The sequence below is a fragment of the Oricola indica genome, from assembly GCF_019966595.1.
Lineage (GTDB): Bacteria > Pseudomonadota > Alphaproteobacteria > Rhizobiales > Rhizobiaceae > Oricola > Oricola indica.
In genome coordinates this window covers 14,272-37,939 of record NZ_JAINFJ010000015.1, presented here as the reverse complement: position 1 = coordinate 37,939, position 23,668 = coordinate 14,272, and the positions used below count along the sequence as shown (strand labels likewise).

The window sequence follows — 23,668 nt, the reverse complement described above, 5'->3', positions numbered from 1 at the left end:
GGGGAGAAAAAGACAATGACAATCCTTCTGATTGCCGAACACGACAACGAGACCCTGTCGGACCAGACCGCGAAGGCGATGAGCGCGGCAGCCGCAATGGGCGGCGACGTGCATGTGCTGGTGGCCGGCAAGGGCGCGAAGCCCGCGGCCGACGCGGCTGCCAAGCTCGACGGTGCCGCCAAGGTGCTGCTCGCCGACGACGCCTCGCTCGACCAGAACCTGGCCGAGCCGATGGCCGCGCTGATCGTCTCGCTCGCCGACGGCTACGACACCTTCGTCGCGCCGGCGACGACCAACGGCAAGAACATCATGCCGCGCGTCGCCGCGCTGCTCGACGTGATGCAGGTCTCCGACATCATCGAGGTGGTGTCCGCCGACACGTTCAAGCGGCCGATCTATGCCGGCAACGCGATCCAGACCGTGCAGGCGACCGACGCCAAGAACGTCATCACCGTGCGCACGGCCTCGTTCAACGCGGCCGGAGAGGGCGGTTCCGCCTCCGTCGACACGGTGTCGGCCGCGGCCGATCCGGGCCTGTCCTCCTTCGTCGAGAACAAGATCGCCGAAACGGACCGCCCGGAGCTGACCTCCGCCAAGATCATCATCTCCGGCGGCCGCGCGCTCGGTTCGGCGGAGAAGTTCGAGGAAGTCATCCTGCCGGTCGCCGACAAGCTGGGCGCCGCGGTCGGCGCCTCGCGCGCCGCCGTCGATGCCGGTTACGCGCCGAACGACTGGCAGGTCGGCCAGACTGGCAAGGTGGTGGCGCCGGAACTCTACATCGCCTGCGGCATCTCGGGAGCGATCCAGCACCTGGCCGGGATGAAGGACTCCAAGGTCATCGTCGCCATCAACAAGGACGACGAGGCGCCGATCTTCCAGGTCGCCGATTACGGCCTGGTGGCGGATCTCTTCGACGTGCTGCCGGAACTCGAAAAGGCGCTGTAAGATGGGCGGAGCTCTCGCTGGCACCCGGGTCATTGACCTCACGCAAATGCTCGCCGGTCCGTATTGTACAATGATGCTGGCAGACCAAGGGGCCGAAGTCATCAAGATCGAGCCCATTGCGGGCGACCCAACGCGTTCCTTTGGGCCGTTCCAGGAAGGTGACACCGATCGCCATTTCGGCGGTTACTTCCAGAGCACCAACCGCAACAAAATGAGCATAGGTATCGACCTCAAGTCGCCCGAAGGCAAAGACCTCCTTATAAAGCTCGTCGAAGACGCCGACATACTGGTCGAGAATTTCCGTGCGGGCGTGATGGATAGGCTGGGTGTCGGCTACGAAACGCTCTCGGAGGTCAATCCCAGGTTGGTGTATGCGGCGATCCGCGGTTTCGGCGACCCCAGAACAGGCGCCAGCCCCTATATCGACCGACCGGCTTTTGACGTGGTCGCCCAGGCCATGGGTGGCGCGATGGGTATAACCGGCCCCGACGCGCACACACCGATCAAGCTTGGTCCGGGCATCGGCGACATCTTCCCCGCAGCGATGAGCGCGTTTGGTATTCTCGCTGCCTACCATCATACCGTGCGGACGGGGCAGGGGCAGTTCGTGGATGTCGCGATGTATGATGCTGTCGTCGCGTTGTGCGAGCGTATCGTCTACCAGTACTCCTATTCAGGAAAGTCGCCTGTCCCGGAGGGCAACCAGCACCCGATTTTGTGTCCGTTCGGGGTGTTCACTGCAAAGGACGGTCAGGTCACGATCGGCTGCCCGCGCGACAGTTTCTGGGTTGACCTGGTCACTATCATCGGTCGGCCGGAACTGGCGGCGGACCCGAAATTTGCCACCAACAACGACCGTCTCGCCCATCGCGAAGAAACTGTCGCGATCGTCGAGGAGTGGACCAGAACGCGTACCAAGGCCGAGATATCGGAAGCGCTGGGGCTACGTGTCCCCTTTGGTCCGGTGAATACCGCTGCCGATATCTATGCCGATCCGCACATCGCCGCTCGCGAGATGTTGGTTGATGTCGAAAATCCAGGAACCGAACAGCCTGTCACGATAGCGGCTTCGCCGATACGCATGACCGCCACACCCGGTGGAGTGTCACGACGCGCGCCGCTTACTGGCGAGGACACGGATCGAGTGCTTAGTCGTTTGGGCTTGGCTAACGACGAGATTGCGGACTTGAAGAAAAGGCGCGTTATCGCCTGATGCGCCGACCCCGTTGCGGCGGTCTTTGGCTCAGTTCAAAGGCGACCAAGGCGTCGGTCGCAGGATCGTCGTTTCCATTTTCTGGATCATGTGCGTCGTCTTGGGGGCGAAAGCCGTCCATTCCGGATCCGCATATAGCGCCGCGCGCTTTTCCTCCCGGTCCGCCATCGATTCATAGCGCCACATCGTGATCACCTGGTTCAACGTTCCGATATCGGAAACGAAATATCCGGCCAGTGGAAGGTACTTTGTGTGGAGCGGGAGGCCTTCGCGTTCGTAAAGCTCGAGAAACTCCTGCACTTTGCCGGGGTGGAAGGTGTATGTGCGTTTTTCGATGATCATGGGTTTCCTCCTAGCCTCTCTGGGCATCGACACTAACCGGGTGGGCGGATAAAATCAAACGATTGTTAGATTGTTGCCGGAGGTCGTGCTACATGTTCTCCGGATCGATCATATTGGACTCTGGAGGATGACCGAATGGTTCCGCGCTCGCTGTTTTCCGAAGAACATGAAATCTTCAGGGAATCTGTTCGACGTTTCATGGAAGAACTCGCCCCCCACCACGAGGAGTGGGAAGAGAAAGGGGAAGTGCCTCGCTGGGCCTGGAAAAAGGCCGGCGAACAGGGTTTCCTTTGCGCGGCGATTCCAGAGGAATCAGGCGGAGTCGGTGCCGATCGGCGCTATTCGATTATCCTGATGGAAGAGCAGGCGCGGCTGAATTTGACCGGTCTCGGCTTTGCGTTGCATTCCGACATCGTTGCTCCCTATTTCGATCATTACGGTACGGCCGAGCAAAAGCAGCGCTGGTTACCGAAGATGACTTCGGGGGACTATGTCGCCGGCATAGCGATGACCGAACCGGGCGGGGGCTCCGATCTTCAAGCGATTCGTACGACGGCGACGCGTGACGGCGATGAATATGTCATCTCCGGCCAGAAGACGTTCATCACCAACGGTCAGACCGCCGATCTGTTTCTGGTCGCCTGCAAGACGGATCGGTCTCAGGGAGCGAAAGGTATCAGCCTGATTGTCGTGGAAACCGACCGGCCAGGTTTCGAGCGCGGCCGTCGTTTGAAGAAGTTGGGCACCAAGGCGCAGGACACATCGGAGTTGTTTTTCAACGAGGTGCGCGTGCCGGCCTCCAACCTGATCGGCGAGGAGGGCAAGGGCTTCGGTTATATGATGCAGGAACTCGCCTGGGAACGGATGCATGTCGGCATTCAGGCTATATCCTGCTGCGAGGCGGCGCTGGAGTGGACCCTCGACTATACACGCAACCGCAAGGCCTTTGGAAAACCGGTTCTGGATTTCCAGAATTCGCGATTCACTTTGGCCGAGATGAAGACAGAGATTCAGGTTGGACGTGTTTTTCTCGATCGCTGTCTCGAACTGGTTCTGGATGGTAAACTCGATACGACAACAGCGGCAATGGTGAAGCTCTGGACCAGTGAGATGCAGGGCAAGGTTCTCGACGTGCTGCTGCAATTGCACGGCGGTTATGGCTTCATGTGGGAGTATCCGATCACTCGTGCCTATGCCGACGCGCGCGTGCAGCGGATATATGCCGGCACCAACGAAATCATGAAGGAACTGATCGGCCGGACATTATAGAGGTTACAAGGTTAGGCGGCAGCCTGAATAGGCACCAAGCGGGAAACGGCGGCTCGAATGGCCGCCGTTTTCAAGTGCGCTATGCATTGGCTGCCGGCAGTTGATCCAGTCGCGCTTCCGCATATTCCTTCCAGCCTATGCCTTTGCGGCCGGTTACGGTCTCGACTGTATCATAGACTGCATCGGCAAGCGGCAGTTGGCCGTCCTCGATGGCGGCGATTCCTTCGGCTAAACTCTTTGCGTAGACGGGTTCGGCGCCTTGCCGGGTCATGGTTTCGAACAGGCTGGACGCGGGGCGAGGGCGGTATTCCACCGATCGCCCGGTGACTTCCGAGAAGATTTTCGCAACCTCCGCGAAGGGCATGGCTTCAACGGCCAGCGGATAAGTCTTGCCCTTATGTGTATCGGGGTCGCTTAGTGCCGCCGCTGCCACGGCGCCCATGTCATCGGCTGAGACGAAAGAACCGGCGCGGTCCCCGATGAAGTGGACAAGCCGGTCCGGGCGCCGGCGGAAGCCCTCCCAGATCGTATCCATGAAGAAGTTGGGCCGCAGATGCGTCCAGTCGAAGCCCATCGCCTCGATGGTGCGCTCGACCATTTGATGCCAGGCGAAATGCGCATGCGGCGTGTCGTCGGCGGCAAGCGCGCCGAGATGGACGATATGCTTTACGCCTTCGGCTTTCGCGGCGTCCAGCAGGCGCTTGGACTGCACCAGCATGTCAACTGTGTAGCCGGTGACCAGAAACACGCTGTCCACGCCACGCAGGGCCGGCCGCAGTCTTTCGGGCTTGTCGAAATCCATGTGAACCGGCTCGAAACCGCCGTCCTGCAGTTTCGCGGCGCCTTTTTCGCTCCGCGATGCGCCGAGAACGGTCAGCTTTCCACCATCCGCGTCACCTTTGAGCTGGCGGAGTGCCGCGCCGCCCACCGTTCCAGTGGCGCCTGTTACGAGAACCCGTCGGGTCATCAGTTTTCCTCCCGTTGCGTCGCCCGGCCTTGACCGCGCTAAAAATCTAACAGATGTTCGTTTTCTACAGGAGGAGTCGTCGCCATGTCCAGCGCGGATGCTGCCGCCAGAGCGAGGGGAGAGAACCCCACGCTTGGTGCTGCGGAGTTTGGCTTGCTTGCCGTGCTGAGCTTTGCATGGGGCACGTCGTTCATGTTTTCGAAGATCGCGGTCGAGGCCTTGCCGCCATTTACGCTGATTGCGCTTCGCACGCTCATCGCATCATCGATCCTGCTTTGCTTCCTGGCTGCACGGCGCAGGCTGCCGCGGCTTTCGCGTCGGGACATCGCCGCCTTTGTGCTAGTCGGGCTGATGTCCAACGCCGCGCCGCTCTGTTTCATCAGCACTTCGGTGATGTATGTCGACTCGTCCGTGACGGCGACTGCGCTGGCACTGGTGCCGGTCATCACTGTGATCTTCGGCATGTTTCGCGGTGTATATCCGACAGTCAGGGCCCTGTTCGGCGTTTTCGTCGGACTGGCCGGTATTGTCGTTCTGTTCGGCCTGGATGCGTTCGCATCGTTCGGAGACGACATGCGCGGGCTTCTCGCGGCCATGGGGGCGGCTATCACCTTTTCGGCGTCGCTGTTCGTCGTCTCGCTGGTTCGGCACCACAACTCGGTGACTGTTGCGACGTATTCGCTGACGTCGGCGGCAATCTGGACGATGACGGCGGCGCTGCTTTTCGATGGTGTTCCCCAGACATTGCCATCGCCAGGAATTCTCGGAGCGCTGCTGGTTCTCGCGCTCTGGAACACGGCGGCCGGTAGCTTGCTCCTGTTCATCACAGTGTCGCGCGCAGGGCCTGCCGTAACGTCCTACAACAACTACCTTGTGCCGGCTGTTGCCGTTGGATGTGGCACGATTTTTCTCGGTGAGCCTTTAACGCTGCAATCCGCTGCCGGCGTCATTCTGGTGCTGACCGGCGTTGCCATCTCGACGATCCGTCCGCGCCCTGCTTCCGCTGTGCCGCCACCGGGATGATCCAAACTTCCTGATCGCCTGTCAGTGATGACGGTGAGATTTATCCACTTGCGCAACTTTCGAACAATTGTTAGTTTTTAATCGAACCGGATGACGGTGGCGCTCAAACAACGGGCCGACAGCCTGCGCGAAGACGCCGCGACCGGGAGGAAATTCGAGGAGGAAAATGTCATGCGTCGTCTTGAGGGTAGGCTTGCTGTCGTTACCGGGGCAGCTAACGGTATCGGGCGCGCTTCCGCGCTGCGTTTTGCGTCCGAGGGCGCAAATCTGGCGATCATGGATCTGGAGGCCGACGGGCTTGAGGCGGTCGCCGAGGAGGCACGCAAGGGCGGTGCGAAGGTTTTCACCAAGGCTGGCGATTGCACCAAAGAAGATTTTCTCGTCGATACCTTCAAGGAAATCTATGCGGACGCCGGGTTCATCGATCTGCTGATGAACAATGTCGGGCAGAGTGCCCGCGAGCGAGCCTCGGAGTTTTACCAGTCCAATTCCGATGTCTGGCATTTCGTGATGGACGTCTCGCTCTTCTCAACGCTGCTGGCGTCCCGTCAGGTCGTGCCGTCGATGCGTGAGGCCGGGCGCGGCAAGATCGTCAATGTTGCGTCGAATGCCGGTCTGGCCGGTGAGGTGGGAATCAGCGAGTACGCCGCCGCCAAGATGGGCGTTATCGGCTTTACACGTTCGCTGGCGCGCGAACTTGCACCGTTCAAGGTCAATGTGAACGCGGTCTGTCCGGGTGTGACCAAGACCCGCGTCATCGAGCGCATTTCCGATGAGATCGTCGAGAAGATCCGGGTCTCGATCCCGCTTGGCTACTTTGCCGAGCCTGAGGACATCGCAGCCGTCGCCGCATTCCTTGGCAGCGACGACGCCCGATACATGACCGGCCAGTCCGTTGTGGTCGATGGCGGGCGCTGGATGGTCTGAGCAACTGCGGGACCGCATGACGACCGACAAATAATTGAAATTCTAAGTTGAAGATTGAAAGGCAGAGATGACTTTGATGCTTGAGAACAAGGTGGCGCTCGTCACCGGCGCGGGGCGCGGTATTGGCCGTGAAATCGCGCTCATGATGGCTGCCCACGGTGCGAAGGTCGTGGTCAACGATCCGGGCATGTCGCTGGGAGGCGAGGAAGAGGGCGACAGCCCTGCCGGCGAAGTCGTCAGCGAGATCAAGGCGGCTGGCGGCGAGGCGGTTGCAGATTTCGGCAGCGTTTCGGATCGTGGCGCGGCCAACGACATGGTCGCGCGCGCCGTCGATACGTTCGGCAAGATCGACATCGTCGTGAACAATGCCGGCATCCTGCGCGATGTCATCTTTCACAAGATGACCGACGAGGACTGGGACGCCGTCATCAAGGTTCACCTCTACGGCACCTACAATGTCAGCCGTTCGGCAGCGGAATATTTCCGCAAGCAGGAAAGCGGCACCTTCGTCCATATGACGTCGACGTCCGGTCTGGTCGGTAATCCGGGGCAGGCGAACTATTCGGCCGCCAAGATGGGCATCATCGGCCTTTCCAAGTCGATCGCGCTCGACATGGCCCGTTTCAACGTTCGTTCGAACTGTATTTCGCCATTCGCATGGAGCCGCATGGTCGGCTCGATCCCGAATACGCCGGATCAGGAAGAGCGCCTGAAGGGTCTGCGCATGCTGACGCCGGACAAGATCGCGCCGGTTGCGGTTTTCCTCGCCAGCGAGGATACGGCTGAGGTCAACGGCCAGATCTTCGCGGTTCGCGGAAACGAGGTCTTCCTGATGAGCCAGCCGCGCCCGTTGCGCTCGGTTCACCGCTCGGAAGGATGGACGCCGGAAACCCTGCGTGATCACATGCTGCCGACCTTGAAGACGTCCTTCATTCCGCTTGAGATGTCGCGCGACGTCTTCTCCTGGACGCCGGTGTGATGCCCGAATATCGCCGCTATGAGGAAGTGGCGGTCGGTGATGTTTATCCCGCCGAACCGTTGATTTTCGAAGTTGGACCGGATGCGACGAGAGAGTTTCTCGCCGCAACCGGCGGCGACAGCGGAGATTACGGCTTCGAGGCCGGGGATCGCGCGCCGTCGATGATCGCGTCGGTTTACCTGATCGATCTGCTGAAGGCGCGCATGAGCCCGCCCGGTGGCATTCACGCCAAGCAGGCGATCCGATTCCATCGGGCCGTGCGCATCGGCGACAAGCTCTCGCTGCAGGCGCGCGTAACCGACACCTATGTTCGCAAGGAGCGGCCTTATGTCGTCTCGGATTTCGAGGCGCGCGCCGCCGATGGCGAGCTGGTGTCGAGCGGACGCATTACCTCTATCTGGGGGAAAGACCCGTGAGTATGGCGCGCGAAACGGAAACACGATTCGATGCAGGAGCGCCGCTGCCGCTGGTGTCGCATCTGGTCACCCAGCCGGTCATCGATGCCTATGCGAACGCGTCCGGCGATCATAATCCGATCCATGTCGATCCGGAGTTCGCCAGGTCCGGCCCGTTCGGCAAAACCATTGCGCACGGGCTGATGACGCTCGCCTACGTGTCGCAGATGCTGAACCAGTGGACGGACGGGGCTTTCGACGAAAACGGCGAAATCGAACTGACCTTTATTTCCCCGGTCTATGCCGGCGACACGGTCGAGGTGACCGGGGAAATCGAGGAAATCTGTGAACGGGACGGCCGTCAGGTCGCCAAGGTCCGGCTGATCTGCAGGGTGGGCGACCGCTCGATCCTGGCCGGACATGCCTATCAACCGATCAATGCGGAGAATGAATAGCGATGGCGCGTGAAGCGGTGATCGTGGGGGCAGGTGACGTCCCTCTCGAAGATGGAAAGGTCGTCGGAGGCGGGTCGGTCCTGCAGGTGCAGGCGCGTGCTGCCAAGGCGGCGCTCGACGATGCGCGCCTTTCGATGGGCGATGTGGACGGGCTTCTTGTTGCCGGTCTTTGGGGTGTGCCGGGGCCGGGGCTTTTGCCGTCTGTCACCCTTGGCGAATATCTCGGCATCGCTCCGCGCTTTGCCGATACGACGAATATCGGCGGTTCGGCTTTCGAAGCGCATGTCGCGCACGCAGCCATGGCTATCGAGAAGGGCTACTGCGATGTCGCGCTGATCGTCTACGGCTCGACGCAACGCAGCGAGCGAAGCCGGACGCTGGGCGGCCGCCCTTCCATTTTGACCATGCAGTTCGAGAATGTCTGGGGCATTCCGCAGCCCGTTGGCGGATACGCCATGGCGGCGCGCCGGCACATGCACGAATTCGGAACCACGGAAGAACAGCTTGCCGAGATCGCGGTCGCAACGCGCAAATGGGCATCGCTCAATCCGGCGGCGACGAAACGCGATCCGATCACCATCTACGACGTGATGAACTCGATGCCGATTGCGGACCCGCTGAAGCTGCTCGACTGCTGTCTTGTGACCGATGGCGCCGGCGCGATCGTCATGACGACTGCGGACAATGCCCGCGCTCATGGCGCAAAGGCGATCCATCTTCGCGGCTATGGCGAGGCCCATACGCATTGGTCGATTGGTACGATGCCAGATCTGGCGCGGCTGACGGCGGCGGAAATCGCCTCGCGCCACGCTTTCGAGATGGCAGGCGTCAGCCATGACGCCATCGATCTTGTCGAATGCTACGACTCCTTCACGATCACCGTCTTGATGACGCTGGAGGCGCTCGGTTTCTGCAAGCCGGGCGAGGGTGGCGCTTTCGTTTCCGGTCAGCGAACGGCACCCGGCGGTGCGTTCCCACTCAATACGAATGGCGGCGGCCTGTCTTACTGCCACCCGGGCATGTACGGCATGTTCCTGCTCATCGAAGCGGTGCGGCAGCTTCGCGGCGAGGCCGGAGAGCGTCAGGTCGACAATGTGAATACGGCGCTGGTTCACGGCACGGGCGGCACGCTGTCGTCCGGCGCGACTGTGATTCTGGCGAACCATTGAGGAGAGGGCGATGAGCGATACCTATCAGAAGCCCCAGCCTGTCATCGATCCCGGCACGAAGCCGTTCTGGGATGCCGCGCGCGAGCACCGGCTTTCGATCCCGCGCTGTAATTCCTGCGGCCAGCATCATTTCTACCCGCGCGAGCTTTGCCCGCATTGTCATTCGGACGATCTCGAGTGGTCCGATGTCAGCGGCAAGGGCGAGATCTACACGTTTACGATCGCGCGCAAGCCGGCCGGCCCGGTCTTTGCCGACGATGTGCCCTATGTCATCGCGATGATCGCGCTCGACGAAGGGCCGCGGATGTTGACCAACATCATCACGGACGATGTCGAGCAGGTCGCCATCGGCGATCGTGTCACGGTGCGCTACGACGACGTGACGCCGGAGCTGACCTTGCCGAAATTCACGCTCGACAAGGACTGACATGAAAAGCGAAAACATCCCGGAAGAGATTGTCAGCATCGGCGAAAGCCTGATCCGCTTTGTGGAGCAGGAAGTCGTTCCGATCGAGAAGGCCAATGCGGCGCTTCTTGGCTCGGAGCGGACGATTTTCGACGAGCAGGGCCGCTATGTGCCCGAGGTCGAGGCGCTGAAGCGTCAGGTTCGGATGAAGTCCTCCGAGGCCGGTTTCTACACCATGTTCGGCCCGGAAGAGATCGGCGGCAGCGGCCTTGGCCCGCTGGCGGCGGTCTATCTCAATGCGCTTCTGGCTGAAAAGACCGGTCCGGACCGGCTGCTGGTGCACCCGGTCGTCATCCCGTCGCCATTCACCAACGGCTTGTCACCGATCCTGACAAACCTGTCGCCTGAGTTGCGCGACACCTACCTGCCGCCGCTTGCAAGCGGCGACAAGTCGCTTTGTTTCGGCCTGTCCGAGCCGGATGCCGGCTCCGATGTCTTTGCCATGAAGACGCGCGCCGTGAAGGACGGCGACGAATGGGTCATTACCGGATCGAAGCAGTGGATCACCAATGGTCCCTATGCCGACTATGCCATGATCTTCGCGGTCACCGACCCGGAACTGGCCGCGCAGCGCAAGGGCGGCATCACCGGCTTCTTCATCGAAACGGCTTGGCCGGGGTTTCAGGCCGTATCGACCATTCCGATCATGGGGCATCTGGGTGCTGAGATCGGCATCCTGTCCTTCGACGGGCTGCGCGTGCCTGACAGTCACAGGCTCGGGCCGGTGGATCAGGGCCTGAAAGTGGCGCTGAAGGGCGTCAACAATGGCCGTCTCGGTCTGTCGGCAACGTGCATCGGGCTTGCCCGCTGGGCACTGATGCAGGCCGTCGAATACGCGAAGGTCCGCAAGACATTCGGCGTGCCGATCGGTGATCACCAGGCGGTGCAAATTCTGCTCGCAGACAGTGCCGCCGATATCTACGCTGCCGAAACGATGCTCATCGATTGCGCCACGAAACTGGAGCGCGGCGAGCGGGCGCTTGCCGAAACATCGATGGTCAAGCTGCATTGCACGGATGCGGCCAACCGCGTTTTCGACCGCTGTATTCAGGTTCATGGCGGCATGGGGCTCACTAACGAGCTGCGGCTTGAGGCGGGTTATCGTTTCACGCGGTCCATGCGCATTCCCGACGGCACGAGCGAGATACAGCGCCGCACGATCGCGCGCGACATGCTCGTCAATGGCGTCAATTTCTGAGGGCGACATGAAGCATCTGTCATCCACTGGCCTCGACGCGCTTTTCCGGCCCCGATCGGTCGCCATTCTCGGCGCGTCCGACGATCCGACCCGTGTTTCCGGACGTCCGCTTCGCTACCTGAAGGAAGGCGGCTTTGCCGGCGGTCTTTATCCGGTCAACCCGAACCGGGAGACGGTTCAGGGCATCAAGGCCTATGCCTCGCTTGCCGATGTGCTGGAAGTACCGGATGTGGCGCTGCTGGCAGTGCCGGCCAGCATGACCGAGAAGGCCGTTGCCGATTGTGTCGAAAAAGGCGTGAAGGCAGCCGTCATCTTTTCCGCGGGCTATGCGGAAAGCGGTGAGGAAGGCCTTGTGATCCAGAACCGCCTTTTGCAGACGGCACGGGCCGGCGGCATGCGGATTCTGGGGCCGAATTGTCTCGGCCTGTTCAATCCCAATCTCGGCTTCTTCGGCACGTTCACGCAGTCGCTGGACAAGGAAATGCCGCATGGCGGCCCGCTCGGCATTATCAGCCAGTCCGGCGCTTACGGTTCGCATATCGCCTATCTCGCCCGCCAGCGCGGCATCGGCATCAACTACTGGATCACGACCGGAAACGAAGCCGATATCGACATTTCCGAGGCTCTCGAATGGATGGCAGGGCAGGATGATATCAAGGTCATCATGGCCTATGTCGAGGGCGTGCGCGATGGTGCGCGGTTCCGCCAGGCGCTTGAGCTTGCGCGCAAGAACCGCAAGCCGGTGGTCATGATGAAGGTCGGCCGCTCGGAAATCGGCGCGAAGGCTGCCTCGTCGCATACGGCGTCCCTTGCCGGATCGGATGCAATCTATGACGCTCTGTTCCAGCAATACGGTGTTCACCGGGCGCAGACGACGGAAGAGCAGATCGATGTCGCCTATGCCTGTGCGCGCGGCATTTTCCCGAAAGACAACAAGCTCGGCGTCGTCACCTTGTCCGGCGGTGCCGGTGTGCTGATTTCCGACGCCGCCGAGCGCTACGGCCTCGATGTCGCGCCGATGCCTGACGATGCGCAGAAGACGCTGCAGGAACTTCTGCCCTATGCGACCGTGGTCAATCCGGTCGATACGACGGCGCAGGCGCTCAACGACATGAGCCTGCTTGCCCGCAATATCGAGGTCATTCTCGATCAGGGCGGCTATGACGCGCTGATCGGCTTTTTCTCGACCGTGCCGAATACGCGCACGCTTTCCGGCCCGCTGCGCAAGGCTGTGGAAGAGGGCTGCGCCAAATATCCGGATCGGCTGATCGCGCTGGAGATGGTCGCTGACGAAGAGGTCGTGCGTGACTATGAGCGCGCCGGTTTTCTTGTCTTCGAGGATGCCGACCGTGCCGTGGCCGCGCTTTCTGCTCTGCGACGATTTGCTATTGCGTTCGAGCAGTCGGAGAGCGTCGCCGCACCTGCGCCGGCGGCTCCCATCGGCAAGCAGGCACTATCCGAGCGTGCCGCAAAGGACCTGCTCGGCAAGGCCGGTATTCCGTTTCTTGACGAGCGGCTGGCGACGAATGCGGCTTCTGCCGGCAATGCGGCCGATGCAATCGGTTATCCGGTCGTTCTCAAGATCGTGTCGCCCGATATCGAGCACAAGACCGAAATCGGTGGTGTGATGGTCGGTGTCGCCGACAGGGCAGGTGTCGAAGCCGGCTATGCAACCCTCATGCAGCGCGCGGCGGAACATGCGCCGAAAGCAAGCATCGAGGGCGTGCTGGTTGCGCCGATGGCGGGCAAGGGCGTCGAGACGATTGTCGGCGTGTCGCGAGACCCGGTCTTCGGGCCTGCGGTCATGTTCGGGCTTGGCGGAGTCCATGTCGAAGTGCTGAAGGACGTTGCCTTCCGTCTTGCACCATTCGGGCGGGAAGAGGCGATGCGCATGATCGACAGCATTCGCGGCCGGGCCATGCTTTCGGGCGCACGCGGAGCAGCTCCAAGCGATGTGAACGCACTGGCCGATCTGCTTGTTATGATTTCGCAATTTGCCGCGGCGCATGCCGACGATGTCGAGACCGTGGATTTGAACCCGGTGATTGCGTTGCCGATGGGCGAAGGCGTCGTCGCGCTGGATGCACTGGTGGTGCCAAGACAGGATAATTGAACTGAATTCCGAAGCCTTGTCGGCTTGCGGCCTTTCAGTTTTTGAACTATTGTTAGAAAAATATCCCGGGCCATGCCGGGTACCCAACCGGGAGGACCTCATGAGCGTCGATTATTCCAACTACAAATACTTCCTCTTCGAGAAGGAAGGCCGCACGATGACGGTGACGATGAACCGTCCCGATCAGCTCAATGCCATGACCTGGCAGATGCATGAGGAAGCCTCGCGCGTTTTCTACGATCTCGGCATGGACCACTCCATCGACGTGGTGATCTTCACCGGAGCAGGCCGTGCCTTCTCCGCCGGCGGCGATATCGTCGGCATGAAGCAGATGTACGAGGATACCGAGCTGTTCGACCGCTCGATCAACGAGGCCAAGAAGGTCGTTTTCGGCATTCTCGATTGCGACAAGGTCATCATTGCCAAGGTGAACGGAGACGCCATCGGCCTTGGTGCAACGATGGCGCTGTTCTGCGACATCATTATTGCGGCCGATCACGCCCGTTTTGGCGATCCGCATGTTCGCGTCGGTCTGGCTGCCGGCGACGGTGGCGCGGTGATCTGGCCGCAGGCCATTGGTTACGCAAAGGCCAAGGAATACCTGATGACCGGCGATCTGGTTTCGGCCAAGGATGCCGAGGCGATGGGCCTGATCAACTATTCCGTACCGGCTGACGAACTCGATGAACGCGTCGATGCCTTCGCCAAGAAGATCGGTGCCGGCGCGATGAAGTCGATCAAGTACACCAAGACAGCCGTCAATGTCGGTCTCAAGCAGCTTGCGCACACGATGATGGATACCTGCATGGCCTATGAGGCTCTGACCAATCGCAGCCAGGATCATCTGGAGGCGATCAATGCCTTTAGCGAAAAGCGGAAGCCGAAGTTCACCGGACTTTGATTTTCGGCCGCGCCCAGGCGCGGAGACCGCAGGAGGAGAAGTTTCATGGATTTCGGCGAACCCGAACATATCGGCATGCTCCGCGAGAGCATCCGCCGCATGCTGGAGCGCCATGCCACGCGCGAGATGATGGCCAAATGGGACGAGGAGGACAAGGTTCCCCGTTCCCTGATGGGGCCGATTTCGGAGCTTGGCGTCTGCGGCATGACCATTCCGGAAGAGTATGGCGGCTATGGCCGTGATGTTCTGGCGACGATGGTTACGGTGGAGGAGCTATCGCGGCGCTCGATGGTTATCGGCACGCTCTACCTGATGAATTCCTGTTATGGCGCGATGAACATTCTGGCGTCGGGCAGCGAGGAGCAGAAACAGCGTCTCCTGCCGAAGATGGCAGCGGGCGAAATCCTGTTCGCTTACGGTCTTTCCGAGCCGGATGTCGGATCGGACCTCGCCAGCGTCAAGACGCGCGCCGAGCGCCGTGGCGACAAGGTCATCATCAATGGCTACAAGCGCTGGTGCTCCGGTGCGGAAAGCGCTGACTACATCTATGCGCTGGTTCGCTCCGGCGATCCTGACGAGCGCTACAAGAACCTGTCGCTGGTGCTCATTCCGCCGACGGCAGAGGGTGTGACGCTCACACACATTCCGGCGATGGGCGCGCGCGGCCTCAACACCAATGACGTGACGCTCGACAATGTCGAAATCCCGATCGAGGATGTTGTCGGCGGCGAGGAGGGCTGGAACCAGGGCTGGTCGAAGCTTGCGGGTCCGGCGCTTGAGGTCGAGAAGCTGGAAGTCGCGGCCATGGCGCTCGGCATTGCCGCGCAGGCAGTCGATGATGCATGGGAATATTCCCAGACACGCAACCAGTTCGGCAAGCGTATCTGTTCTCATCAGTCGATCCGGCACATGCTGGCCGACGTGCAGACCAAGCTCGCCTCGGCGCGGCTGATGCTCTATCGCGGCTGCTGGCTGGCCGACAACGATTTGCCCTGTTCGGCGGAGACATCCATGGCGAAGATGTATGTCTGCGAGACAGGTCTCGATATCGTTCTGACCTGCCAGAAGGTGCTCGGTGCTTATGGCTACGCCAAGGGTTTCGACATGGAGCGCTTTGTCCGTGACATGCTGCTGATGCCGATCATCGGCGGCTCGACGGCCATTCAGAAAAACAACATTGCCAATCGCATGGGGCTGCCGAAAGCCTGAGGCGAATTGGACGGGAGGAGCAACGATGATTGAGACAGTTGGCGATATCCTGCGCAACAACGCATACAAGTTCCCCAATGAGCTTGCGTTCAGCTATCACGGGAGAGAGGTTACCTATTCCGCGCATCTCGACCGGAGCAACCGGCTTGCTTCGGCTCTGTGGAAGCGCGGACTGCGCCGCCAGGATCGTGTATCCATCCTGTCGCAGAACACCATCGAGTTCATGGAGTCCTATGCTGCCTGCGAGCTGGCGGGCTACATCGCGGCAACGCTGAACTGGCGTCTGGCGGCGCCGGAGCTTGCCTTCATCATCGGCGACTCCACGCCGCGCGTTCTGATCTTCGAAGCCCAATACGCCGAGATCCTCGACAAGATCCGCGATCAGCTTGACTACGTTGAAATCTTCCTGTGCTTCGGCGGCGATGTTCCCGAATGGGCGGAAGACTACGAGACGTTTCTTGCCACCGGTGATGTCGAGGGCGCGCCCAGCAGACCTCTGCCTGACGAGATCATGCATCTGATCTATACGTCCGGCACGACAGGCAGACCGAAGGGCGTGATGCGGACCCATCGTGCCGAAATCGCTGTCGCGATCCTCATGGCAACCGAACTCGGTCTCATCGTGTCCGACAGGCTGCAACTCATGATGCCGGTCTTCCATGTCGGGGCGAGGTTCCTGCAACTCGCCATGCATATCCGTGGCGGCACCGTCGTTCTGCACTACGGATTCAATCCGCAGGAGATCGTCGACACCATCGAAAGCGAACGCGTGACGATGACGCATATGGCACCGACCATGGTGCAGGCGATGCTGAACGTGCCGGGCATCGAGGATCGCGATCTGTCGTCGCTGCACACAGTTTGCTATTCAGCTGCGCCCATGCCGGTGCCGCTGCTCAAGCGCGGCCTGAAGCTGCTTGGCCCGGTTTTCCTGCAGCTTTACGGCATGACCGAAGGTGGCGGCACGACATTGCACAAGCGGCAGCACAAGCCGGATGGAACGCCGGAGGAGGTCAAGCTTCTCGGTTCGATCGGCCAGGCGGCCCCGAATGTCGATATCAAGATCATCGATGAAGAGGGCAACGAACTGCCGGTCGGGCAGCCCGGCGAGATCCTGACCCGGACCGCGACCCACATGGCGGGCTACTGGAACAATTCCGCGGCCACCATCGCGGCGCTGAAGGACGGCTGGTACTACACCGGCGATGTTGGCTACGTGGATGAGCAGGGCTTCCTGTTCCTGGTTGACCGCAAGAAGGACATGATCGTTTCCGGCGGCGAGAACATCTATTCGCGCGAGGTCGAGGAGGCGATTGCCACCCATCCGGCGATCATGGATGTCGCGGTCATCGGCGTGAAGGACGACTATTGGGGCGAGACCGTGCGCGCCGTCTGTGTTCTGAATGCGGGCCAGTCCGTCAGCGAGGCGGACCTGATCGAGCACACGAAGACGCAGATCGCGAGCTACAAGAAGCCGAAGTCGATCGTCTTTATCGACGATCTTCCCAAGCTGCCGAGCGGCAAGATCAACAAGGTGGTGCTGCGCAAGGAATATGGCGCGCCGGACGCGAAGGCCTGATCCCTGTGAACACGCCGAATGAACGTCCGCCCGTAACACGGTGGCTGGCCGAGCGGGCCTGCGCGATCCGCTACGAGGATTTGCCGGAAACCGCGGTCACCGTAGCGCGGCAGTGCATTCTCGACTGGTTTGCCGTGACGATCCCGGGTTTCAGCGAGCCGGCGGTCAGGATCCTGTCGGAGGAAGTCCTTTCGGATGGCGCAAGGCCGGTCGCCTCACTGGCCGGCTCGCCGTCGCGCACATCCGTGCTCAATGCGGCGCTGATCAACGGCACGGCCTCGCATGCTATCGATTATGACGATGTGAACATGGCGATTATCGGCCACCCGACCGTCGCCATCTTGCCGGGTTTGCTTGCGCTTGCCGAGGAGACCGGTGCGTCGCAGGACGATGTGATTGCCGCGTTTGTCGCCGGCTATGACGTTGCCTGCCGGACGGGCGCGCTGATGAGTCCCGGCCATTACGGACACGGCTTTCATGCGACCTCGACGGTCGGCAGTGTCGGTGCGGCGGCGGCCTGTGCGCATCTGATGGGGCTCGATGCCGAGACGACTGCGATTGCCTATGGCATTGCGGCGACGAAGGCATCCGGTTTGAAGTCGATGTTCGGCACCATGTGCAAGCCGATGCATGCAGGCATGGCGGCGCGAAACGGCCTGATGGCGGCGCGTCTGGCAGCGAAGGGCTTTACCAGCCGCCCCGATGCGCTCGAATGCGAGCAGGGCTTGGCCGCCACACAGAGCGTGGATTTCAATCCCGGCGAAGCGATGAAAGAGGCCGGTCTCGACCATCACATCGCCAACAACCTCTTCAAGTATCACGCCGCCTGCTACCTGACGCATGGTGCCATCGAGGCTGCGCAGGCGATCCGCTCGCAAAGCGCTGCGTCGTCCAATGCGATCCAGTCGATTGTCATGCGCGTGCCGCCGGTCGCCGACCGGGTCTGCAATCTGCCAAAGCCGTCGACCGGACTGGAGGCGAAATTCTCGTTACGCCTGACGGTCGCCATGGCGCTTGCCGGACGCGAGACCGCAGCGATTTCGACCTATACCGACGACCTCACGCGTGATCCCGAACTGGTACGCTTGCGCGACATGGCGCAAATCGAATTCGTCGACACGCTGCCCGAAGCCAAGGCCGAAGTGACGATCACCACTGAGGCCGGTCAGCGCTATTCAGCGACACATGATGCCGGTCTGGCAGATAGTGATCTCGACAGGCAGGGCGGCAAACTTGCGCAGAAATTCGATGCGTTGGTCGAGCCGGTGCTCGGCGCGCGGGCGTCGGGTTTGCGTGGCGCGCTGACCGCATTCGGCGGCGGCGCAAATGTTTCTAAAATCATGGAAATGGCAGGTGCGGCATGAGCGACGAATTGGGAACTGCGATCGTCACCGGTGCGGCCAAGGGGATTGGCCGCGGCATTGTCGAGCGGCTTGTCGGCGAGGGCTATCACGTCGTCGCGCTGGATCGGCTGGATGCTGTTCATGACGTTGCCGACGGGCTGCGCGCTGCGGGCGGCAATATCGAGTCCGCCATCATCGATATTCGCGACCGCGAAGCCATCGCCGCCTTGATGGACAAATATGCGCCGATCGATGTGATCATCAACAACGCGGCGATCACCGACACGCATCCGTTCGAGGAACTGACCGAGGACGACTTCCGGGAAGCCTTCGACATCAACACTGTCGGCACTTTCGTCGTTGCGCAGGAGGGCGCGCGGCGCATGCGCAATGGCGGCCGGATCGTCAATCTCGCATCGCGCTCCTTCGCGGGCGCGCCGAACATGGGGCATTACGTGGCCTCGAAGACCGCCGTGGTCGGGCTGACGCGGGCGATGGCGATCGACCTTTCTCCGCGCGATATCCGCATCAACGCCATCGCGCCCGGCGTCGTCGATACGGACATGCTTCATTACATGTCGGACGAAATGCAGCAGAAAATGCTTTCGCTCCAGCTTCTTGGCCGCATCGGCCAGCCCGAGGACATTGCGAGGGCGGTCTCGTTCCTCTGCTCCCCGGACAATCGTTACATCACGGGACATGTTCTGGTCGTTGATGGCGGACGCTCGCTCGGCCAGGGACAATTGCCGCCTGAGGAGTCGCCATATGCTTGAGTTGTCGGACGAACACCGGATGATCCAGGAATCCGCGCGTGAATTCACGCGCGATGTCGTTCGGCCGACGGCGGACCGTCTCGACCCGATCAAGGGCGAGATTCCGCGCGAACTGATCGACCAGATGGCCGAGCTTGGCTATTTCGGCATTCTCATTCCGGAAGAATATGGCGGTCTGGGGCTCGGCGCCTTTGAATACTGCCTTGTCGCTGAGGAGCTGGCGCGCGGCTGGATGAGCGTGGCTTCGCTGATAGCGCGCGGCAATGCGCTGATCGGCTCGCTGAAAGCCATGACGCCGGAACAGAAAGCCGAGTATCTGCCGCGTATGGTGCAGGGTGAGTTCCTTGGCGCATTCTCGCTGTCAGAGCCGGATGCCGGCTCCGATGTCGCCAACATTTCCTGCCGGGCGAAGCGCGTCGGCGACGAATGGGAAATCACCGGCAACAAGTACTGGTGCACTTTCGCCGACGGGGCGGATTTCATCATGGTCTTTGCCCGTACCGATTCGAGTGTCGATCCGAAAAAGCGCCATCGCGGGATCTCCGCCTTCATGGTCGAAAAGCCGCGCGGGCAATTGCCGGAAGGTGTGTCGGGCAACCCGATCCCGAAAATCGGCTACCATGGCTGGACGACCTGGGAACTGGCTTTCGACAAATGCCGGGTGCCGGCCGCAAACTTGATTGGCGAAGAGGGCGGGGGCTTCTACCTCGCCACCGCTGGTCTGGAGACGGCGCGTGCGCATACGGCAGCGCGGTCGATCGGGCTGGCGCAGGCTGCGCTGGACGACGCCATCGCGCATGCGCAGGAACGGCGCCAATTCGGTAACGCAATTTCGAGCTTTCAGGCCATCCGCTTCAAGATCGCCAACATGGCGACCGAAATCGAGGCCGCCCGGTCGCTGATGTACTCGGTTTGCCATTCCATCGATCAGGGCAAGCGCTGCGACAAGGAAGCGTCGATGGTCAAACTGTTCGCATCGGAGATGTCAGAGCGGGTGACCAGCGAGGCCTTGCAGATTTTCGGCGGGGGCGGTTACACGACCCTCAATCAGGTCGAACGCCATTGGCGCGACGCTCGCCTGACGAAGATTTTCGAGGGTACTTCAGAGATCCAGATGCGGATCATTTCCGACCATCTGCTTGGCAGGGGTCGGGACTGATAACACGCCTGCGAACGTTCGCGTTCGTCGTCCCGATCGTGTCAGGCCAAACCTGTCGAATTGATCGCTTGGTCAGGTGTCAGGTGCCGACGTCACTCAGGCCGAAGCTGCCTTGTTGGCCAGCAAGGCCGTCGACGACGACCGAAGTGAACTCCCGGGCGACATCGTCGATCATGCGTCCGCCCGGCTTGTACCATTCGACGGTCCAATTGAGTGCGCCGAGGATGAACAGGCGGGCGAGCGTCAGGTCGGCGCCGGTTTGGAACTCACCGCGGTCATGGGCGTCGCGCAGGATGTTCTGCCAAGTCGCGCCATAGCTGTCGCGCAGCTTGGTGTTCTTGAGGCGGATCGCCTCGGGAACCTGCCCGAAAACGCGGCGCGTCGCCAGCGTGTAATCGCCGTTCTCGATAATCGCGGAAAGGTGCGCACGCACGGCGGTTTCAATCCGTTCACGACCCGTCGCTGTCTCCGGCAATGCATCCAGTGCATCCTGGACCGTGTTGATGACAGTATTGATGCCGAGATCGAGAACGGCAGTGATCAACTCGTCTTTCGACTTGTAGTGATAGTATATGCTGCCAGCTTTCAGATCAGATTCGTCCGCAATTGCCCGCATTGTAGTTCCGGCATAGCCATAGTCGCGAAACATTTTGGCTGCGGCATCCAGAACTCGCCTTTGCGATATTGTCGATTTTGCGAGTTTCTTTGCCATGTCCCCTCCGATTTGGCTCACCGTTATTGATTCATATTACGCCGTCAGGCGATCCGATGGAATGGTTTCGAACAACCATATGAAAATGTTTTTTCTAACTAGTGTTAGGTTTTGGATTGGTGTAGTCTGAAACTTCGAGAATGGACCGTGGGAGGAGCGCATGGAATTTATCGAACTGGAGCGTCATGAGCGCGGTATTGTGCGTCTCGTAATGTCTCATGCGGAAGCGCGCAACGGCATGGGGGAGGCGTTGCGCGGCGAGTTGCTGCTCGCGTTCCAAACTCTGCTGCAGGACCGCACTTGCCGCGTCATCATCATCACGTCGTCCCTGAAGGACTTCTCCGTGGGCGGCGATCTCTCTCGCATGGACTCGCTGACCGACCCGAAAGCCGGCCGCGAGCGGTTGACTTCAGCGCACAGGCTGGCGCGCGTCCTGCTTGCCGCTGACAAGCCGATGGTGGCCGAAGTGCGCGGATATGCGATGGGCGCCGGCGCAGGGCTGGTGCTGATGTGCGACACCATCGTGCTCAGTGAAAACGCGACGCTCGGCTTCCCCTTCCCGAAGGTTGGTCTCGCGCCCGATTTTGCCATTGCGCACACGCTGCCTCAGCGCATCGGCATGGCCAAGGCGCGTCAGGCGCTGCTTTATGCGCGCAACTTCACAGGCGTCGACGCCCGTGACATCGGTTTGGCTGATGATGTGGTCGAAGACGATCAGGTGCAGGAGAAGGCGATGGAGCGGGCGCGCCGACTGGCCGCGTTGCCGTCTCATGCCGCTGCGCTGACCAAGCGGATGCTGCGTTACAGCGGCGACGCCGAGGCCGTTCTCGACTTCGAAGCCATGGCGCAACCGTTGTGCTTTGCAAGCGATGACTTCCAGGAAGGGCTGGCGGCCTTCCGGGACAAGCGCAAGCCGAATTTTGACCCATCCGTTGAATAGGGAGGGGCCGTCTTGATCACGAAAGTCCCGCAGACGCTTGCGGATATGCTCGACAACAACGCCTGGAAAAACCCTGACGAAACCGCGTTCGTCTGGGGCGATAAGCGCGTCACCCATGCCGAGCATCACACGAGGGCATCGAAGCTGGCCAGCGGCCTGCTGAGCCTCGGAATGCGCCGTCAGGACCGTGTCGGTATTCTCAGTCAGAACTCTCTGGAGTTTCAGGAGGTTTACAGCGCCTGCGAGATATCGGGCTATATCTGCGCCACAGTGAACTGGCGGCTCGCCGTGCCCGAGATGGTCTATATCGTCAATGACGGTTCGCCGAAGGTCTTCATCTTCGATGCCGAATATGCGGAAGCCGTTATCGAACTGCGCCCGCAGCTCACCTCCGTCCAGCATTTCGTTTGTATTGGCGGGAAGGGCGTGCCCGGTCTTGAGTTTGCGATCGACTATGAGGATCTCATCGCATCCGGCGACAGTTCCGGAGTGCCTTTCCGCCCATTGCCGGACGATATCGCCTTCCTGATATATACGTCCGGGACGACCGGCAGACCGAAGGGCGTCATGCTGGGGCAGGCCGGTCAGGTCGCCGCCGCCGAAATCCTCGGTTCGGACCAGCGCAATTCGCCGGCAGACCGGCTGCTCATCATGATGCCGCTGTTCCATATCGGCGCGAAGATCATCCAGCTTGCCCAGCATTGGCGCGCCGGCAGCGTTGTGGTGCAGCGTGGTTTCGATCCGCAGGCGATTGTCGAGTGCATCGAGAAGGAACGGATCACGGTCACGCATATGGCGCCGACGATGGTCCAGATGCTGCTGGATTCGCCGTCGGTCGAGGCGGCGGACCTCTCCAGCCTGCGCATGATTGTCTATGCCGCTGCGCCGATGCCGCTTCCGGTCCTGAAGAAGGGGTTGAAGATGCTTGGCCCGGTGTTTCAGCACCAGTTCGGCCAGACGGAGGGGATCGGTACGACCTTGCTGGCGCATCAGCACCGGCCTGACGGCACCGATCGCGACCGAGAGATCCTGACATCGGTCGGGCAGGTATCGCCGCGCGTCAATGTCCGCATTGTCGATGACCACGGTGTGGATCTTCCCACCGGCGAGGTCGGCGAGATCCTGCTGACCAGCCCCGGCGTGATGAAAGGCTACTGGAACAACTCGGCGGCGACCATCGAGACGCTGCGCGACGGCTGGGTGCATACCGGCGATATCGGCAAGCTCGATGACGAGGGCTACCTCTATCTGGTCGACCGCAAGAAGGACATGATCATCTCGGGCGGTGAGAACATCTACTCGCGCGAGGTGGAGGAGGCCGTCGTTGCTCACGATGCGGTGTCGGAAGTGGCCGTCATCGGCGTGCCGGACGAGAAATACGGTGAGGCGGTCATGGCTGTCGTGGTCCGCAAGCCGGGCGGGGATGTCAGCGCGGAAGAGCTGATCGCCCACTGCCGAACGCTTATCGCCAGCTACAAGAAGCCACGTCACGTCACATTCGTTGATGACATCGTGAAGCTGCCCAGCGGCAAGATCGACAAGGTTCGTCTGCGCAAGCTGTACGGCTGAAAAGACGAACAAGGAGGAGGTT

Annotated in this window: 23 protein-coding genes; 20 read left to right on the top strand and 3 right to left on the bottom strand. The window is 61.0% G+C overall.

Annotated features, from left to right (window positions below; all coding sequences use genetic code 11):
- Positions 1–15: 15 nt before the first annotated feature.
- Entirely contained in the window at positions 16–945 is a 930-nt protein-coding gene (locus tag LC343_RS22630) for an electron transfer flavoprotein subunit alpha/FixB family protein (protein ID WP_223479457.1), read from the top strand.
- A 1-nt stretch (position 946) separates the two neighbouring features.
- Entirely contained in the window at positions 947–2,158 is a 1,212-nt protein-coding gene (locus tag LC343_RS22625) for a CaiB/BaiF CoA transferase family protein (protein WP_223479456.1), read from the top strand.
- 30 nt (positions 2,159–2,188) lie between these two features.
- Here the strand turns inward: LC343_RS22625 and LC343_RS22620 are convergent, their stop codons facing one another.
- Positions 2,189–2,500, bottom strand: coding sequence for an NIPSNAP family protein (locus LC343_RS22620; RefSeq protein WP_223479455.1), 312 nt, complete (start codon positions 2,498–2,500; stop codon positions 2,189–2,191).
- 135 nt (positions 2,501–2,635) lie between these two features.
- Between LC343_RS22620 and LC343_RS22615 the strand changes: the two genes are divergently transcribed.
- Positions 2,636–3,769: an acyl-CoA dehydrogenase family protein gene (locus tag LC343_RS22615; protein WP_223479454.1), complete on the top strand. Its 1,134-nt coding sequence runs from the start codon at positions 2,636–2,638 to the stop codon at positions 3,767–3,769.
- 79 nt (positions 3,770–3,848) lie between these two features.
- Here LC343_RS22615 and LC343_RS22610 read toward each other — a convergent pair whose 3' ends face one another.
- Positions 3,849–4,736 carry an NmrA family NAD(P)-binding protein gene (locus LC343_RS22610; protein ID WP_223479453.1) on the bottom strand — a complete coding sequence of 296 codons (888 nt, stop codon included), beginning with the start codon at positions 4,734–4,736 and terminating at the stop codon, positions 3,849–3,851.
- A gap of 84 nt (positions 4,737–4,820) precedes the next feature.
- Here LC343_RS22610 and LC343_RS22605 point away from each other — a divergent pair, with 84 nt between their 5' ends.
- The 15 genes from LC343_RS22605 (at position 4,821) to LC343_RS22535 (ending at position 20,425) form a co-directional block, all read left to right on the top strand.
- Positions 4,821–5,759 carry a DMT family transporter gene (locus LC343_RS22605; protein WP_223479452.1) on the top strand — a complete coding sequence of 313 codons (939 nt, stop codon included), beginning with the start codon at positions 4,821–4,823 and terminating at the stop codon, positions 5,757–5,759.
- Between the two features lie 171 nt (positions 5,760–5,930).
- Complete coding sequence (locus LC343_RS22600) at positions 5,931–6,686, top strand: SDR family NAD(P)-dependent oxidoreductase (protein ID WP_223479451.1); 756 nt, start codon at positions 5,931–5,933, stop codon at positions 6,684–6,686.
- Between the two features lie 67 nt (positions 6,687–6,753).
- Complete coding sequence (locus LC343_RS22595; RefSeq protein WP_223479450.1) at positions 6,754–7,665, top strand: SDR family NAD(P)-dependent oxidoreductase; 912 nt, start codon at positions 6,754–6,756, stop codon at positions 7,663–7,665.
- Positions 7,665–8,081 carry a MaoC family dehydratase gene (locus LC343_RS22590; protein ID WP_223479449.1) on the top strand — a complete coding sequence of 139 codons (417 nt, stop codon included), beginning with the start codon at positions 7,665–7,667 and terminating at the stop codon, positions 8,079–8,081. Before LC343_RS22595 ends, LC343_RS22590 begins: the two co-directional genes overlap by 1 nt.
- Before the next feature lie 2 nt (positions 8,082–8,083).
- Entirely contained in the window at positions 8,084–8,515 is a 432-nt protein-coding gene (locus LC343_RS22585; RefSeq protein ID WP_223479475.1) for a MaoC family dehydratase, read from the top strand.
- 2 nt (positions 8,516–8,517) lie between these two features.
- Positions 8,518–9,684 carry an acetyl-CoA acetyltransferase gene (locus LC343_RS22580; protein ID WP_223479448.1) on the top strand — a complete coding sequence of 389 codons (1,167 nt, stop codon included), beginning with the start codon at positions 8,518–8,520 and terminating at the stop codon, positions 9,682–9,684.
- A gap of 10 nt (positions 9,685–9,694) precedes the next feature.
- Positions 9,695–10,111, top strand: a complete 417-nt coding sequence (locus tag LC343_RS22575) for a Zn-ribbon domain-containing OB-fold protein (protein WP_223479447.1) — start codon at positions 9,695–9,697, stop codon at positions 10,109–10,111.
- 1 nt (position 10,112) lies between these two features.
- The gene (locus LC343_RS22570) at positions 10,113–11,348 is read left to right on the top strand and encodes an acyl-CoA dehydrogenase family protein (RefSeq protein WP_223479446.1); all 1,236 of its coding nucleotides are present in this window, start codon (positions 10,113–10,115) and stop codon (positions 11,346–11,348) included.
- Between the two features lie 7 nt (positions 11,349–11,355).
- Positions 11,356–13,461, top strand: coding sequence for an acetate--CoA ligase family protein (locus LC343_RS22565; protein ID WP_223479445.1), 2,106 nt, complete (start codon positions 11,356–11,358; stop codon positions 13,459–13,461).
- A 100-nt stretch (positions 13,462–13,561) separates the two neighbouring features.
- Positions 13,562–14,362: an enoyl-CoA hydratase/isomerase family protein gene (locus LC343_RS22560; RefSeq protein WP_223479444.1), complete on the top strand. Its 801-nt coding sequence runs from the start codon at positions 13,562–13,564 to the stop codon at positions 14,360–14,362.
- A 45-nt stretch (positions 14,363–14,407) separates the two neighbouring features.
- On the top strand, positions 14,408–15,571 hold the full coding sequence (locus tag LC343_RS22555) for an acyl-CoA dehydrogenase family protein (protein ID WP_223479443.1): 1,164 nt from the start codon (positions 14,408–14,410) through the stop codon (positions 15,569–15,571).
- 25 nt (positions 15,572–15,596) lie between these two features.
- Positions 15,597–17,150, top strand: coding sequence for a class I adenylate-forming enzyme family protein (locus LC343_RS22550; RefSeq protein ID WP_223479442.1), 1,554 nt, complete (start codon positions 15,597–15,599; stop codon positions 17,148–17,150).
- Positions 17,151–17,155: 5 nt separating this feature from the next.
- Positions 17,156–18,514 carry an MmgE/PrpD family protein gene (locus LC343_RS22545; protein WP_223479441.1) on the top strand — a complete coding sequence of 453 codons (1,359 nt, stop codon included), beginning with the start codon at positions 17,156–17,158 and terminating at the stop codon, positions 18,512–18,514.
- Complete coding sequence (locus tag LC343_RS22540) at positions 18,511–19,266, top strand: SDR family NAD(P)-dependent oxidoreductase (protein ID WP_223479440.1); 756 nt, start codon at positions 18,511–18,513, stop codon at positions 19,264–19,266. The genes LC343_RS22545 and LC343_RS22540 overlap by 4 nt, the downstream gene beginning before the upstream one ends.
- Positions 19,259–20,425 (top strand): acyl-CoA dehydrogenase family protein, encoded by a 1,167-nt coding sequence (locus tag LC343_RS22535; RefSeq protein WP_223479439.1) that lies wholly within the window; start codon positions 19,259–19,261, stop codon positions 20,423–20,425. Before LC343_RS22540 ends, LC343_RS22535 begins: the two co-directional genes overlap by 8 nt.
- Before the next feature lie 79 nt (positions 20,426–20,504).
- Here the strand turns inward: LC343_RS22535 and LC343_RS22530 are convergent, their stop codons facing one another.
- Complete coding sequence (locus tag LC343_RS22530) at positions 20,505–21,137, bottom strand: TetR/AcrR family transcriptional regulator (RefSeq protein ID WP_223479438.1); 633 nt, start codon at positions 21,135–21,137, stop codon at positions 20,505–20,507.
- A gap of 160 nt (positions 21,138–21,297) precedes the next feature.
- Between LC343_RS22530 and LC343_RS22525 the strand changes: the two genes are divergently transcribed.
- On the top strand, positions 21,298–22,077 hold the full coding sequence (locus LC343_RS22525; protein ID WP_223479437.1) for an enoyl-CoA hydratase/isomerase family protein: 780 nt from the start codon (positions 21,298–21,300) through the stop codon (positions 22,075–22,077).
- Positions 22,078–22,089: 12 nt separating this feature from the next.
- A complete protein-coding gene (locus tag LC343_RS22520; RefSeq protein ID WP_223479436.1) occupies positions 22,090–23,646 on the top strand; it encodes a long-chain-fatty-acid--CoA ligase in 1,557 nt (518 codons plus the stop codon).
- Positions 23,647–23,668: the final 22 nt, after the last annotated feature.